We start from the raw sequence: 14,426 nt of genomic DNA, 5'->3' as shown, positions 1-14,426 counted from the left end.
ACAAAAGCCTCTCTATTCACCAACACTTAACTCAAGCAGGGAGATTTTTTTGGCTAAACTTTCTACAGCGAGAGTGAGCGATCGCATCAATTCCGAATCCTCACTGTATTCTGCAGAAGCCAAATTCATCAGCCGCTGACTTTGGCTAATTTCTATTTCCTGACTCCAATCTTGTGGGGTACTATCTTTATAAACCCCAATCGTTATTCCCTGTTGTTCATGCAAAAGCGAAAAACAAGGAATATCTGATGCCCCGTCACCCACATAAATGACTTGCGTTAGCGGGATGTGCAATTCTTCCGCCGCAACATCCCGATAAACAAATGTCTTGCCATCGTCTTTTGGAGCGTTGTCAACGCCTTTGGCAAGTTGGAACAAATAGCGAGTTTTTTCCGTGTGAGTTACAATTTTTTTGACAAACTCAATCCCGCCGTCTTTACCATAATGGAACTCGCAACCCCACATCGCCTTAAAGTTGGGGGCGAGGCAATTATTACGGGCAATTTCCACCATACCGCAGCTAATTAGATAAAATTCAACTTCCACTTTGGGGTTGATTGCATAAGCGCTTTGACGTAGGCGATCGAACATTTCCGCAACGCCATCAAAAGGCGCTAATTTTTTCCCAAAATTTGCTATATATTCCTGGGTTATTTTGTTCCCTTGACGCTTAGATTCCTCGATAATTGCGTAAAATCTGGCTAGAATATCGTCCCAACCGCTATCGATTAAAGGTTGAATTCGCTGGCTACGAAAGGCGAGCGCATCAATATTGAGGCTTTCTAACAGACTATCGACGGTATCCGGGACAAGGGTATCGTCGAAGTCAAACACGACGGCGATATAGTTAGATAAAGGTTTGGTTGCGAGAGTCATAACAATTTGAAAGTGAAGGTTAACTAACAACAGCAACTTGATAGTTGCGATTTTCCCAATTTTGGGAAAGAGTCCAGAAAAAAGTAAAGTGAATCGGAGATGTTTGATTGTGGTCGATTGCAATATCTAAAAATTCTATTCCGATTGCAGTTGAGGGGGAGTTTGTATCTGTTACAGTTTGCCAGTTATCGCCAGACAAATGTAACTATTATTTTTGCGAAATTCTGGCACATTCACCACCTAGCGCCCCTATAAAAACCCTGTTTAACTTCCTCCTCCACTCGTTCCAATTACCCCGCTCAGTTGTAAAAGATAGATAACTGCAAAGCAGGCAAAAAAGATTCCTGCAATTACCGTTCCACCCCAGATAAACTTCGAGGGTCGCAATTCCTTGGGCAGCATTCGATGATTCACATAAAGCGTTAATCCAGTCACAATGGGAATGTGAGCTGCTTCAATGCCTCCAGCCATTTGTAACAAGGAAACGGGTTCGCCGAAAATCAGATAAATCGCAATGGGTAACGCAGCTAACAGCACGATAATATAAAATGGCCGCAAAAATTTTTCATTCGTCCAACGACCCCGCACGCCAAATCCTTGCAGTAAAATTTGCGTGCCATCGGCAAACATCCGCCCAAAGCCATCTTGGACTGAAAGCGTGGTGCTACAAAAAGTAATAAAAACAATTGCCACCATAAACCAAAAGCCAAATGGCCCCCAAAGGTCGCCTAGCAAACTACCCAAAATTTCTGCTACTTGTTGTTCTTTTGGCACTAATCCTTGGGGACGCAACAACTCGCCACCGAGAATCAAAAAAGCGAGCGCGGCTAACAGCGCACCCACGACTGCTAAGGTGTTGGATAAACTCATTAAAGTCACCCAACCCTGCAACCTTTTTACTTGTTCGTGACCGATTTGATTAAAATCAAGGGGTTGTTCTTGTTTGATGGAAGCAGCACCGTATCCTCTGGCTTCCACCCAATAGGAATACCACATCAATCCCGCTGCCCCTGCTAGCATAAAACCCAGCCAAGGTAGGATTTCTTGATATTGCACGTTTTGGGGAATTTGAGGCACTAGGCCCGCTGCGAATTGTCGAAGGTTGGGAAAGACAAAAATCGCCGCCGCTACCACTGCCAATGTGCGGCCGATGCCGATAATTGAGGAAATTTTTTCAACAACTTCATACTGCCCCATGAACACAATTGCTGCCGTCACAGCGATAATAATCACCGTCCAAAGTTTAACAGTTCCTCCTGTTACTAGAATCAGTGCTGTAGCGGCGGCACCTGCAAGTCCGGCAACGGTGGAAATGGCTACTACCACTTGCGGCAATAAAATCAGCCAAATCGTCCAATTTTTCGGCCCAGGAATTTGCTTGAAACCTTCTAAAATCGTTGCGCCCGTACAAACCGAAAACCGCCCTACTTCGTTGTTGATAAACCACTTGAGGATAACAGCCGCTAGCAGCGCCCACAACAGCGAGTAGCCGTAAAGTGCTGCAATTCGAGGTGTAAATAGTAACTCACCAGAACCAGCAGCCGACAGCATCCATAAAAAACTAGGCCCCAACCATTTAAAGCGATCCCAACCCTCTGGCGGCTGCGGGATTTGTTGACTTGTATTTTCACCCTGTTGGTTAGTTATTTGTGCCGAAGAACTGCGATCATCGCTATCTCTATTCATTGTTATTACTCGATAAGTAACTGGTCAACACCGATCGATTTACCCACGATTTATGGTGAGGTTGAAATTGTGGATTTTCATATTCCGGTGCTTCACACCTTGTTAAAACGACGCTTGCTGGTGGCTTTTCCCCAAAGCCCGATTAAACCAAAGACAACTGCGATCGCCAGCAAAAACGTTAGATTGAACTGAATGTTAAAGCTACTTGCATGATTGTGCCAACGTAAAACTCACAGCAGGTCTTTGTCAATTGCAAATGAGAGTACGCGCCAAGCCAAAAAAACTGCTGCTAGTCCCAAAAAAACGGCAATCTCCACCACGAATGCGATCGCACTCAGCCTTGACTAGGTTCTCAAGTTTGAGAGAGGACTTTTCTTTCCCAATTACAGCGAACGAACCAGCTAGAAGCATCCCCAATCGCATTCGTGGTTGAATTTTTGAATGGGTCAGGTTTTCTTGTACTTAACGAATTAATTTTGTACAAAGATACCTCCTAAGACTGCCACTCTTACATTTTCACCCTACACCTATGTCGGGCAAAGATTGTGCAAAATTAAAGCAAATATCCAAATATCTTACTTAAGATATATTGCTTTTACATTCAATTTTAAAATCACCCAACTTAAGATAGATGTTGCACGGCTATTTTTTCTCTACAGGGACTTTTTAGAAAAACCCAAAGCTCATTCTCAGGTTAGGCGCGTCGCTATTGTTTAGTTTGTATCCTGAGAACTACGAAGTTCATATAATTTAACAAGAGCGAGATGACACAAAATAGCGATCGAGCAAGCCAAGCAATAGAATTGCTGGGCCAACAAAAATTGGAACTCAGCGATCGCGATCGTGAAGAGATTATTGAGCGAATCCGTCCCACTGCGTTAATCATTCACGAAACGATTAGGGTTGAGGGTGAAAGTGAGTTGTGCCGTCCAGTTTCAGCCCTAGCTTGGTCTGGATTAGCTGCAGGACTATCTATGGGATTTTCCCTGGTGGCTCAAGGTGTACTCCAAGCAAATTTACCCCAGCAATCTTGGAGTTCCATCATTGTCAGCCTTGGGTACAGTATCGGCTTTGTCATTGTGGTGATGGGGCGTCAGCAGTTGTTCACTGAAAATACTCTGACTGTCATTCTGCCTTTGTTAAACGATCGCAGACGCAAAGTTTTTATGCGAGTGCTGCGATTATGGGGAATTGTCTTAGCAAGCAATTTGTTAGGTGCATTCATATTTGCCTCAATAGTTGCACAGGTTGGAGTGTTCCCGCCTGAATTTCAAAAAGCGTTTGGCGAAATAGGTTTAAGAGTTATCGATGGAGGATTTTGGATAACTTTATTGCGGGCCATCTTTGCTGGTTGGTTAATTGCTTTAATGGTCTGGCTTCTCCCCGCCGCTGAGTCTTCCCAACTGTGGGTAATTGTTATCATCACTTCCCTGGTTGGGCTAGGTGAATTTCCTCATATTATTGCCGGATCTGTGGAAGTTTTCTATGCAGTGGCAATTAAAGCTGTTTCGTGGTCTGAATATTTTGGCAAATTCATGATACCTACCCTAATTGGTAATATTTTAGGCGGAGTTACCTTAGTCGCTGCCTTAAACCATGCCCAAGTTGCTCAAGATGACCTCTAGAAATTGAACTCCAATAAACCACATAAAGGGCATGGAGATCCCTGATTTCTCTAAGAAGTCGGGGATGTGTGATCTTAAGATAGAAGGAGAGTGATGATGACTACAAACTGGCGTGGCTATCGAGTTGCAGCTTGGGTAGGACAGGCGTTATTAACAATAGCAGTAATAGCTGCTCTGAGTCAGGGAAAATGGCAAAATGCCTTGGGGTTAGCCTTATTCTTAGTAGCCTCTCTGGCGTTTGTGGTGATGGTCGATCGCTTGCCAACGCTGTTTGATTTCCTATTTGTGCTTGCTGCCTTACTCAACGCCGGAGGCTGGATTTTTGGACTGTTTTACCAACCGGGACCTTATGATGAAATTGTTCATGCTTTCACGACTTTTGCCGTGACTTTAGCATTGAGTTTTTTAGCATACAGTTCAATGCTGACTATTTTTCGCAACCATAAACTGCTGTACTTGCTAACAATAACCAGTTTTGGGATTGCGATTGGTGCTTTGTGGGAAGTTACCGAGTGGACGGCTGGTATTGTTCTCTCAACCGAAGTGATTGGGAGCCTGGATGATACGATTATTGATTTGATTATGGATAGTTTGGGAGCTGCAATAGCTGCCCTAACTAGCTTATGGACGTTGCAAGAATGGATGCGTCCCAGTGCGACAGTTGGGAATCAAGCATCTATCGCCAATAGTCGGAGCGATCGCACTTAACTCGCAAATTTATCATTTTTTCCTCAATCATCTTTCATCAGATAGATATTTGCTTATGGCCTCCGACAGATGGCAAGCTGTGGAGATTTGAAGTTAAATTGAGAGAGAAACAACATTTTAAAAGAAGGTAGAACTTTTTTGAAAGAATGTAGAACACATACAATCGACCTTTAGCAAAAGTAAATTTTTAATAATTTAAATTTTCTTTTCACGTTACTGCAAGAGGTTGGTTGTTGCGATTTAGGAGGATTTTATGAAAATAAAATCATTTTCAACGGCAATTGGACTGGTTCTGTTGGGTTCAACCATTTATTTACCAGAAATTGCCCAAGCTAGCGCCAAACCCTCTACCCAAGTAGCTCAACGAAGAGTAGTCGGCTCGGATATCGACAGTTTTACCGCGTATCCAGTACAGCGATTAGATCCGGGAACTGAACTCTTTTTCGTGCTGCGAGGAACCCCGTATTCTAGAGCTACCTTGACTATCCCAAATGCAGTGCAAAATCTGCCGATGCGGGAGGTTCAACCGGGAGTTTACGAGGCAAGCTACATGATTCGCCAGGGCGATCGAATTTCCGAAAATACAGTTGTGCGGGCAAATTTGCAACAAGGCGATCGCATCAGTAGCACCCGCTTGCAACAACCTCTAGTAGCTGGTTATAGCGATCGCGGCTTTCAATCTTTGTCTATTAACCGCTTCAGTGCCCGATCCGTACAGCAGTTAGCTCCAGGAACCACGCTCAATTTCAAATTGCTCGGCACTCCCAACGCTACAGCTAATTTCTCCATTGAAGGAGTTGCTTATAACATCCCCATGCGGGAAGAATCCAACGGCGTTTACACAGGGGAATATACGATCCGCAGCCAAGATTATTTCCCCCCTGCCGGTGCGGCGGTTACTGCTAGTTTGCAGTCGGGAAATCAAGTTATTCGTTCCCGTTTAGATCGAGAACTAATTGCTGGCGATGATGGCAGTTCCAACACTGCCGAAATCCCGCTAGAAATTATCACTCCCGAAGAAAATGCTCGCGTCAGCGGGACGGTGGAAGTGGAAGGACGCAGCGCCCCCAATGCGACAGTTAATGTCAACGTTCAGGCTACCTCTTCTGTGGCAGGTTTGTTTGGATTTGAACGAAATATCCTCGAACGCACAATTCGGGCGGATGAACAAGGTAAATTCAGCTTTGCTTTTAAGCCGACCATTTCCCTACCAGGAACCCGATACGAGGTGAATCTCAGTTCTAGTAGAGGCGATCGCACCAGCGAAGAAACTTTGGTACTGTTTCAAAATTGAGCGGTGACTCGCGACTATTTGCCACCAAAAATCTGGCCAACCTGACTAAATTTGAAAGATTCCATCAGGAGATATCTATGTATCAACTCAATCGCTGGAAAAAAACGCCAGGGATATTACAAATCATCTCTGGAAGTTTATTAATCGCGCTGCCAACCGTTCCTCTTGTGGCATCAGCAGCTCCCGCTCCTACACTCAACTCCTGTCCTAGGATTTCCTATGAAGAACCTTATAACAGTAATGTTCGGGTTTCTCAAGGATGTCCGCCTAATGCTGCAAGTCAAAGATTGAATCCGCAAGAGTTGGGTCAAAATATGGTTCCTCCCGCGAGGGGAACGAATGTTACGCAACCACCTTTGCCAGAAACAAGACAGACTCCCCTTGCCACTGTCACACCAATGGCAGGTGAGGTGAGCGTGAAATTAACAAACAGCACAAATGCCCCGATTTCCTATCAGGCGATCGGGCATACTGAATCCCGAATGCTAGCGCGCGGAGCAGAAATTGTTCTGCAAAATCTACCAACGCCTGTGACTGTCACAATGGTGCGCGTAGATGGAGGGCTGCTGAAAGTTATACCCATGTCTAGTTCTGAAAAAGGGATGCTAGCAGTTTCAATAGATGAAACGAGTAACTTGGATGGCAATCAAGGAGTTTTAAGAATTCAATCTGACGGTCAAGTGTTTTTGAATTAGGCTATAAAAAAACCCGGTTTTGAACACAAATTCTGTAGCTTCATCAACAAAATAAACAAAAAAAATCTAGGAGGTTTTTCAATGGTTAATAATCGTTTGAACAATTACACTCAAAAGCTCTCGAATGCTAAGGGAGGAGCGATCGCCCTCGCACTAGCAGCTATGCTGCTTCCGGCTTGTACTACCCCACAGCAGCAAGCAACGGCACCTGCACCTGCACCTGCAACACCCGGTACGGTTCCCACGACAACCGAGAATGTGGTTGATAAAACAGCACAACTGCTTGGCAAAACTGTGACCATCAGAAGCGAACCAGTCAAAAAATTGGGGCCATCGACCTTTACAGTTAGCGATAAGGAGTTTTTTAGCACCGAATCGATTTTGGTTGTCAATGCCACCGGCAAGCCTTTTGTGCTGCCGACTGAATCAGGTCAAGAAGTTCAAGTAACGGGAACAGTTCGCAATTTTGTCCTTGCAGATATTGAGCGCGAGTACAAATTAGGCTTAGAGCCAAACTTGTACGCCGAGTACGAAAGTAAACCTACGATCGTTGCACAATCGATGGCGCTAGCCCCCACACCGGGGGAACTCACCTCAGACCCCAAAAAATACTACGGCAAGACACTGGCGGTGAGCGGTGAAGTCGAAAGCCTCAGAAGTCCAAACTCGTTCACCTTGGATGAAGAGAAATTAATTGGCGGACAAGACTTGTTAGTGATACACACAGTTCCACAACCAAGCGTGCGAGAAGGTGAGAAGGTTGCCGTAACCGGCGTGCTGCGTCCGTTTGTCCTCGCTGAACTTGAGCGGGACTACGATCTACAATGGGATTTGACCTTGAAGCAGAAGCTAGAAGTCGAGTATACCAACAAACCTGTGCTAGTTGCTACAGGAGTATATCCCTCAGCCATTCCTCAGTAACCAATAGACCTCTCTCATAACTACTGCGGGGTAGGCATCCCGCCTGCCCTTAACCGAGTTTTCTGGAGAAGTCTAATAGCTAACCACCAGGCGAGCGCTTGCCCTAGGAAGACAAGCAGAACCTATTTCTTACCTCGTTTATTTTGATGCTCAATTCAGCAATAAGGTGGATATAATGAATCAACCAGAATCCTTGCCGCAACCGCTGACCCAAAGCGAATTTGTCGCCACTTTTCGCTTGTTTAGTCGATTTAGCTTCTGGATACAGTTATTCTTGGGTGCTGTTTCCGGCATTGTTTTATTATTTGCTATGTTGGGTCGCAACATGGGCGACCAAACCAATAATGCAGGTATTGGTTTCGGGGTAGTTTTAGCTATAATTGGCCTGTCATTGCTGGGCTTTAGAATATTTTGGGATTTTCGCTATAGGCTGTTAGGCAGACTTTTGCACGCCGAAAATTCCCAGGTATATCCCAGCAAAGAACATATTACTCACACCTTACGGATTGGATTAGTTTCTAGTTTGGTGGGGGTATTAATAGCGTTTGTCGCTTCTGAAGAAACAGTTGCTGTAGTGCTAGCGAAAACTCTTAGTCAACCCCAAGCGCTCGCAGCTTATACGCCTGAAAATGTGATTCGCTCCCTAGATATTTTTGTGACGATGGCAAACGTCAATCTGATTGGCGCTCACTTTTTTGGAGCTGTTACTTCTCTTGGGTTACTCAATTGGGTAGAAGAGTAGTTGGCAGCATTGGCGATCGTTAAAGGCAAACACAACTCCTATGTCCTTATGATTGACAAGGGCTGACCGATTTAACTAAGGTTGGTGGTTTTGCACTGTCTTGGCGAAAGAGAGCGAAGACAGTGCAGCTACCAGCTAAACAAGTTGGCTATTGGGATGAACATCTAATCTGAAATTGGTAGCGATCGCTCCTGCTAATTGTAGTCAGCAGGAGCGACCGTTTTTTAATAATAAAAAAAACGTAATTTATTTATTATCTTGATAGATATTGCATTTAGCTTTATATTGAGAGATATATTTTGAATTGGGACAAACAGAACTTAGGCTCATATTCGGAAATATGAGCTATATCGGTGGCATTCAGCTTCCTAAATAGCCCTGTGACCGGATTTCTGAGCACAGCCAAGTTACACTGTTTATTTATTAGGAAATAAACGGCAATGAAAGACCTCTGGTATAAAAACGCAATTGTCTACTCCCTCGATGTTGAAACTTTCATGGACTCGGACGGCGATGGTGTCGGCGACTTTCAAGGACTTATCAACCGCCTAGACTATTTATCGGCCCTAGGAATTACTTGTTTGTGGTTGCTGCCGTTTTATCCTTCCCCTAACCGGGACAATGGTTATGACGTGATGGATTACTACAACATTGATCCGAGACTGGGAACCCTGGGAGATTTTGTCGAGTTCATGCACCAAGCAAAGGAACGAGGAATTCGCGTGCTGATCGATCTGGTAGTAAATCATACGTCCAATCAGCATCCTTGGTTTGTGGCATCCAAAAGCGATAAAAACTCTAAGTATCGCAATTACTACGTGTGGTCAGAAAATCCACCCAAAACACCTCCAGAGTTGCTGGTATTTCCCGATGCCGAGGACAGTATTTGGGAGTACGACGAACAAGCAAACGCTTACTATTTGCATCACTTCTACAAGGAACAGCCAGATTTGAATATTGCCAATCCGGCGGTACGAGAAGAAATCTGCAAAATTATGGGTTTCTGGCTAGAACTGGGCGTGTCTGGATTTCGCATTGATGCTGTTCCCTTTTTAATTAAAGGAATTGGCATCGAAGGTGCAGACCCCGAAAAGCTGCGAGGTTTCTTGGAAGAAATGAGAGAGTTTGTGTCATCGCGTCGGGGTGATGCAGTGTTGCTGGCAGAAGCAAATGTCGATCGCGAGCAAATTCCTATCTACTTTGATAAGGGCGACAGAATGCACATCCTGTTCAACTTTTTGCTGAACCAGCATCTGTTTTTGGCATTGGCGCGTCAAGAATCCACAGCATTGCGCGAGGGACTAAAAACCTTACCGGATATTCCTGATATTTGTCAGTGGCTTAATTTTGTGCGCCACCATGATGAACTGACGCTAGATCGCATTACTTCATCGGAACGAGAGGAAATTTTTGCAGCGTTTGCCCCTGAGAAAACTATGCAAATTTTCGGGCGCGGGATTCGTCGTCGCTTACCACCGATGATGGGAGGTGACCGCCGCCGGATTGAACTAATCTACAGTTTGCTTTTCACCCTGCCTGGTACACCCATGCTGCGCTATGGCGAAGAAATTGGCATGGGCGATGACCTTTCGCTGGAAGGTCGAGGCAGCGTCCGCACGGTGATGCAATGGTCAGATGCAGCGAATGGTGGCTTCTCGACGGCTGCAACTGATGCCCTTGCCAGACCTGCGATCGCCAACGGAGAATACGGTTACAAACAAGTCAATGTCGTCGCAGCGCAGCGCGATCCTGCCTCATTAATTAACTGGATGGAACGTGCAATCAGCATCCGCAAGCAATGTCCTGAGTTGGGTAGGGGCAAGTGGCACATTCTCGAAACCGACTCTCCCTCGGTGTTAGCCCACTGCTGCGACTGGCAAGGCAGGACGGTGATTGCTGTCCACAATCTAGCGGACAAGCCTTGTACCGCTACGCTCAAATCTAACGAATACAGCAATCTGTTCGATTTATTTGGCGATCGGCTCTATGAATCTATCGATGCGGACTCGCCCTCTATTCCCTTAGAAGCCTACGGCTATCGCTGGTTTCGAGTCAATCGAATCCAGGGGTAAAAAAGTTAATGTTGATGGGAGAACTAGCGACGTGGGCTCGTAGGAATGTACTTAGCACTATCCTTGTCTGGAAGCGGTTTTATCTGACCTTGATTGACCAAAGCTTGATGAATTAGGGCAGTAGCACTACCCCGACTGAGCAACTCGTTCGGATTAAGAACTCTGGGATCTGGATAGTTGACCACTATCTTTGCCTTGGTCGCTGCTGCCACTGGCTCAACCGCATATTTAGGAAGTTTCTCGGCATCTTTATAGTACGAATTGAGAAACTCTAATGCCGAAATTTTAGCAGTAGCAGTTGCAGCTTTTGTCGTTGTTGGTGGAACAGCCTTAGCCGGTTTAGTTGCGGGCGCAGCCGCAGGCTGCTGCCTTGCCACTACAGGTAATAACGGCTGCATCAAAACAGTCGCTGCGAGGGGAAATGCCAAACGGTTCCTAGCAATTCGACGTTTATTTACGGGAGTTTGCGTTGCTGGAGTTGCAGCAGCTCGCTCAGTTTTGACAACAGCCGGATTGTAATCCATATTTAAACCCCTCATTAACACAACTAATGCTTGTGCCTTAGTCAAGGGCTGCTTCGGACGAAACTCATTTCCGGGAAAATCATTCATAAATCCCCCTTCATAAGCTTCTTTAATCGGAGTTTCTGCCCAATAGTTTTGAGGCACATCCTTAAAGTAACTTCCACTCGGTATCTTTCTAACGCTTGCTCGATTAAAAGCTTGGCGGAGCATCGCCGAAAATTCATCCCGATCCACAGCCTGTTTGGGTCTAAAAGTTCCGTCTAGATATCCGGTAACAATGTCTTTTTCAGCTAAGGACTGAATAAACGGACGCGCCCAGTAATTCTGCGGTACATCAGGAAATTTCGATTGAGCTTGTTGAGCAGCAACTTGCTGGGAACTTAGCACAAACCCAGTGCCACTGACACTAATGGCTAAAGCTAAAAAGGCTACGCTGATTGACGGTAAATGCCTGCGATTAGACATGAGAAATGTCCTCCTAATTTTTGCATTTTTAACGAGACTATTTGGCTGAGTTAAAGCGGATTACTTTTTTTCCGCTCCGAATCCGATTCTGTTTTTTTTACATCTAACTCTTCGCGACGTACTGTGTCTGTTGCCTCAACCGTATCTTGCTCAACTTCTTTTCTGACTTGCACTTCCTCGCGCACGAACGCTTGCTTTTGGATATCCACACTTTCTTCGTAGATATCAAAATGTGCCATTTCTTCTTGCTTGAAGGCGGTATCTGGAGTTACTCGACTCCCTGCCGATTCGGGAGTAGTGTGCTCAATCACAACTCGCTCTTTTTCTACAGGAACCTCCAGTTGTACCGTTTTGGTTTCAACTTGTTTGCCAATTATTACCTCGCCTGTTTTGCGACGGGTTTTATCTGCAACTAATCGTTCTTCGTACAGTTTAAGTTTTTGATGATCCTGTTCGTTCATCTGATACAATTCAGGCTCTCGCTCGTAAGTATAGGTATCCCGGTCATAGGGAGCTTTACGAGCTTGAGGCGAGACAGAATGCGTTCTAGAAACGGGAACAGGCCCTTCTAAAGGTAAGGATGCTTCTACTGGTGCAGACGCTTCCACTGTTGAAGTCCGATAAATACCCCGCACTTGTTCTTCATAATCGTAATCAACTGCTGTCCCATGCTCATACCTGGGTAGTTTTTCCACTTGCTCTTTACTCTGCAAACCTGTAGCGTAAACGCGCCGCCCCTTAAAATCAACGCGACAAAGAGCGATGGGAAGTAAAACTTTTTTGCCAAAAATCCAAGAACCAGTCTCTACCACAAAATAGCGGAAACGTCCTGTCTCATCTACCAGCACAGTATCGATCGTGCCCATTTTATCATCGGTATTTCCGGCATACACATCCGCCCCTTTGATATCGTCGTCATCAAAAGCTGCTTGGCGGTAGTTGGGATTAAAATCCTCAATTTTGTAAAGTAACATTGTTATTTCCTGTACCTATGTACATCAAGCTTTGCACCTACTCTAGATAGATATCAGTTCTAATACTTCCTTCTTATGAAGGATTCAGCCAATTGAAAATCATCAAGATAGCGATATTTTTTTATATTTTTCTATCTTTAGGTAGATGAATTTAGCTCTCCCCGACTGAATGTGATAAATTTATCTAATCATTGGTAGGTTGGGTTGAGCCAACCTACAACCTTTAGGCCAAAATATCTCACAAGGATTTCTCAGGTTTTATTATCACCTCAACTACGGGAGATCCTACAACAACTACAGGAGATCCTACAAAATTAAGGACATCTCTAAGTAGCTGCTGGGGTTTTTTCTGAATGAGATTTCGATTTATGAGCGAAATTACTACTTTTGATATTTAAAATAATTAAATAAAAAAATATTATGCCCCTCGGTAGATATTCTAGTAATAATTATTAAGTACAATTAAACTACAAGCAACGAAAAAAGCAACAACGTACCGCAGTACCGCAGGGGTTAATCTTTTATGACTTATTCAGATCGATCGGGCAGTGAACTCACTGAGCCTACAATCGTCAATCCGCCGGTGGATTACCACGACCAAGTGAGGTGGGGGCCAATTTTGGCAGGAATTGCGATCGCTCTGGGCACTCAACTAATTTTAAGCGCTTTGGGAATGGCGATCGGATTAAGCGCCGGTGCAACAGGGGCGGATGCAGGTTCCGTTGGTATTGGGGTCGTAATTTGGTCGATTATCAGTTTGCTAATTTCCCTATTTTTGGGCGGTTGGGTGATGGCTCAAAGCTGCGGCCCGATGACCAAGAAAACAGCATTTTTGAATGCAGCAATTCTTTGGGGAGCTACATTAGCACTTAGTGCTTGGTTATTAGGAAGCGGGATATCGGGTGCTGTTGGCGCTGCCGCTGCTAATGCTGGAGAAATTGCCAATCAAGTACAACAACAGGGCGGCGTTAATATACCGAATCAAGCGCCGAATGTAGACCCAAATCAAGTTCGCGATATAGCTGGTAATACAGCTAAAGCTACTTGGTCATTTCTACTTGGCTCTTTGCTGAGTTTGGCAGCGGCAATGATTGGTGCTGCTGTTGGCGCTCGCAAACCTCGCGTTTATGCTTGATTAGCGATGATAAAACCTGAAAATTCAACAAGCACAGCAGCGAGTCGAATGATTTTATACCATTGGGATGATGATTCATCCTTTCTTGGAGAAGATGAACGAGCTAAAAACCTTTTCTAAGGTTTTGGCATAGAGATTTAAAAGGAGATAAAGCGATGCAAGAGCAGAGGATATGGCAAAAATATACAAGGTTAACAAGTTCGATCTTGTTAACGGCAACCGTTTTAGTTGCTCCCTCGTTCGCCGCTAATACAAATAAAACACAGATTCAAGGTGAATCTTTACTAGCGCAAGTACCGGATAGCTGTCGCCAGGTTATTGCGAGGAATGGTCTTAATGTTCGGCGACAACCGACGGCTAACAGCGAAGCGGTTGGCATCATTGATTCCGCACGCAATGTGACGATTCAAAATCTTGGTGAGAATGGCTGGGTACCAATTACAGCCCCCATACAAGGCTACGTATATGGTGGTTTTCTCGGAGCGTGTGAAGCCGCAACCGCCCCGCCTCCTACTAACTGCCGCCAAGTGGCAGCCGCCAGAGGAATTAATGTACATCAAGCACCTTCCACTGATGGGGAAAGGGTTGGAGTCGTCGCGAATGGACGAAGAGTGACGATTGAAAGTTTAGGAACGGATGGTTGGGTGCCGATTACAGTGCCTCTGAGAGGCTACGTCCAAGCTGAAAATCTGGCGTATTGTAGTTAATT

The 14,426-nt window shown here is 45.0% G+C and carries 14 protein-coding genes; 10 read left to right on the top strand and 4 right to left on the bottom strand.

Annotated features, from left to right (window positions below; genetic code table 11):
* Positions 1 to 12: 12 nt before the first annotated feature.
* Together NDI35_RS03640 and NDI35_RS03635 are read right to left on the bottom strand one after the other, a co-directional pair.
* Positions 13 to 876, bottom strand: a complete 864-nt coding sequence (locus tag NDI35_RS03640; protein WP_445311545.1) for an HAD family hydrolase — start codon at positions 874 to 876, stop codon at positions 13 to 15.
* Positions 877 to 1,140: 264 nt separating this feature from the next.
* Positions 1,141 to 2,562: an Nramp family divalent metal transporter gene (locus tag NDI35_RS03635; RefSeq protein ID WP_445311544.1), complete on the bottom strand. Its 1,422-nt coding sequence runs from the start codon at positions 2,560 to 2,562 to the stop codon at positions 1,141 to 1,143.
* 69 nt (positions 2,563 to 2,631) lie between these two features.
* Between NDI35_RS03635 and NDI35_RS03630 the strand changes: the two genes are divergently transcribed.
* The 8 genes from NDI35_RS03630 to NDI35_RS03595 all read left to right on the top strand — a co-directional run bounded on the left by NDI35_RS03630 (position 2,632) and on the right by NDI35_RS03595 (position 10,619).
* Positions 2,632 to 2,754: a hypothetical protein gene (locus NDI35_RS03630; protein ID WP_445311543.1), complete on the top strand. Its 123-nt coding sequence runs from the start codon at positions 2,632 to 2,634 to the stop codon at positions 2,752 to 2,754.
* Between the two features lie 572 nt (positions 2,755 to 3,326).
* The gene (locus NDI35_RS03625; protein ID WP_445311542.1) at positions 3,327 to 4,187 is read left to right on the top strand and encodes a formate/nitrite transporter family protein; all 861 of its coding nucleotides are present in this window, start codon (positions 3,327 to 3,329) and stop codon (positions 4,185 to 4,187) included.
* Between the two features lie 96 nt (positions 4,188 to 4,283).
* Positions 4,284 to 4,895, top strand: a complete 612-nt coding sequence (locus tag NDI35_RS03620) for a DUF2238 domain-containing protein (RefSeq protein ID WP_445311541.1) — start codon at positions 4,284 to 4,286, stop codon at positions 4,893 to 4,895.
* A gap of 253 nt (positions 4,896 to 5,148) precedes the next feature.
* Positions 5,149 to 6,189, top strand: coding sequence for a hypothetical protein (locus NDI35_RS03615; protein WP_445311540.1), 1,041 nt, complete (start codon positions 5,149 to 5,151; stop codon positions 6,187 to 6,189).
* Positions 6,190 to 6,266: 77 nt separating this feature from the next.
* Positions 6,267 to 6,884: a hypothetical protein gene (locus NDI35_RS03610; protein ID WP_445311539.1), complete on the top strand. Its 618-nt coding sequence runs from the start codon at positions 6,267 to 6,269 to the stop codon at positions 6,882 to 6,884.
* Between the two features lie 81 nt (positions 6,885 to 6,965).
* A complete protein-coding gene (locus NDI35_RS03605) occupies positions 6,966 to 7,805 on the top strand; it encodes a hypothetical protein (protein ID WP_445311538.1) in 840 nt (279 codons plus the stop codon).
* A 175-nt stretch (positions 7,806 to 7,980) separates the two neighbouring features.
* Complete coding sequence (locus NDI35_RS03600; RefSeq protein WP_445311537.1) at positions 7,981 to 8,547, top strand: DUF3611 family protein; 567 nt, start codon at positions 7,981 to 7,983, stop codon at positions 8,545 to 8,547.
* A 440-nt stretch (positions 8,548 to 8,987) separates the two neighbouring features.
* Positions 8,988 to 10,619: an alpha-amylase family protein gene (locus NDI35_RS03595; RefSeq protein ID WP_445311536.1), complete on the top strand. Its 1,632-nt coding sequence runs from the start codon at positions 8,988 to 8,990 to the stop codon at positions 10,617 to 10,619.
* 23 nt (positions 10,620 to 10,642) lie between these two features.
* Here the strand turns inward: NDI35_RS03595 and NDI35_RS03590 are convergent, their stop codons facing one another.
* Positions 10,643 to 11,608: an S-layer homology domain-containing protein gene (locus NDI35_RS03590; protein ID WP_445311535.1), complete on the bottom strand. Its 966-nt coding sequence runs from the start codon at positions 11,606 to 11,608 to the stop codon at positions 10,643 to 10,645.
* Between the two features lie 50 nt (positions 11,609 to 11,658).
* A complete protein-coding gene (locus NDI35_RS03585) occupies positions 11,659 to 12,582 on the bottom strand; it encodes a DUF2382 domain-containing protein (RefSeq protein ID WP_445311534.1) in 924 nt (307 codons plus the stop codon).
* A 523-nt stretch (positions 12,583 to 13,105) separates the two neighbouring features.
* On the opposite strand from NDI35_RS03585, the gene NDI35_RS03580 reads away from it, so the two are divergent.
* The gene (locus NDI35_RS03580; RefSeq protein WP_445311533.1) at positions 13,106 to 13,717 is read left to right on the top strand and encodes a hypothetical protein; all 612 of its coding nucleotides are present in this window, start codon (positions 13,106 to 13,108) and stop codon (positions 13,715 to 13,717) included.
* Between the two features lie 155 nt (positions 13,718 to 13,872).
* Complete coding sequence (locus tag NDI35_RS03575; protein WP_445311532.1) at positions 13,873 to 14,424, top strand: SH3 domain-containing protein; 552 nt, start codon at positions 13,873 to 13,875, stop codon at positions 14,422 to 14,424.
* Positions 14,425 to 14,426: the final 2 nt, after the last annotated feature.

Source organism: Microcoleus vaginatus FACHB-2002 (assembly GCF_040004035.1).
Lineage (GTDB): Bacteria > Cyanobacteriota > Cyanobacteriia > Cyanobacteriales > Microcoleaceae > Microcoleus > Microcoleus vaginatus_C.
The sequence above is the reverse complement of the archived record's forward strand: the minus strand, read 5'-3'. Positions and strand labels throughout refer to the sequence as shown.

What these genes read in the sequence shown, in the direction of transcription:
- NDI35_RS03595 (WP_445311536.1), top strand. Translation starts at nt 8,988, where the DNA reads ATGAAAGACCTCTGGTATAAAAACGCAATTGTCTACTCCCTCGATGTT.
- NDI35_RS03640 (WP_445311545.1), bottom strand. Translation starts at nt 876, where the DNA reads ATGACTCTCGCAACCAAACCTTTATCTAACTATATCGCCGTCGTGTTT.
- NDI35_RS03615 (WP_445311540.1), top strand. Translation starts at nt 5,149, where the DNA reads ATGAAAATAAAATCATTTTCAACGGCAATTGGACTGGTTCTGTTGGGT.
- NDI35_RS03610 (WP_445311539.1), top strand. Translation starts at nt 6,267, where the DNA reads ATGTATCAACTCAATCGCTGGAAAAAAACGCCAGGGATATTACAAATC.
- NDI35_RS03620 (WP_445311541.1), top strand. Translation starts at nt 4,284, where the DNA reads ATGACTACAAACTGGCGTGGCTATCGAGTTGCAGCTTGGGTAGGACAG.
- NDI35_RS03600 (WP_445311537.1), top strand. Translation starts at nt 7,981, where the DNA reads ATGAATCAACCAGAATCCTTGCCGCAACCGCTGACCCAAAGCGAATTT.
- NDI35_RS03575 (WP_445311532.1), top strand. Translation starts at nt 13,873, where the DNA reads ATGCAAGAGCAGAGGATATGGCAAAAATATACAAGGTTAACAAGTTCG.
- NDI35_RS03580 (WP_445311533.1), top strand. Translation starts at nt 13,106, where the DNA reads ATGACTTATTCAGATCGATCGGGCAGTGAACTCACTGAGCCTACAATC.
- NDI35_RS03585 (WP_445311534.1), bottom strand. Translation starts at nt 12,582, where the DNA reads ATGTTACTTTACAAAATTGAGGATTTTAATCCCAACTACCGCCAAGCA.
- NDI35_RS03590 (WP_445311535.1), bottom strand. Translation starts at nt 11,608, where the DNA reads ATGTCTAATCGCAGGCATTTACCGTCAATCAGCGTAGCCTTTTTAGCT.
- NDI35_RS03635 (WP_445311544.1), bottom strand. Translation starts at nt 2,562, where the DNA reads ATGAATAGAGATAGCGATGATCGCAGTTCTTCGGCACAAATAACTAAC.
- NDI35_RS03605 (WP_445311538.1), top strand. Translation starts at nt 6,966, where the DNA reads ATGGTTAATAATCGTTTGAACAATTACACTCAAAAGCTCTCGAATGCT.
- NDI35_RS03625 (WP_445311542.1), top strand. Translation starts at nt 3,327, where the DNA reads ATGACACAAAATAGCGATCGAGCAAGCCAAGCAATAGAATTGCTGGGC.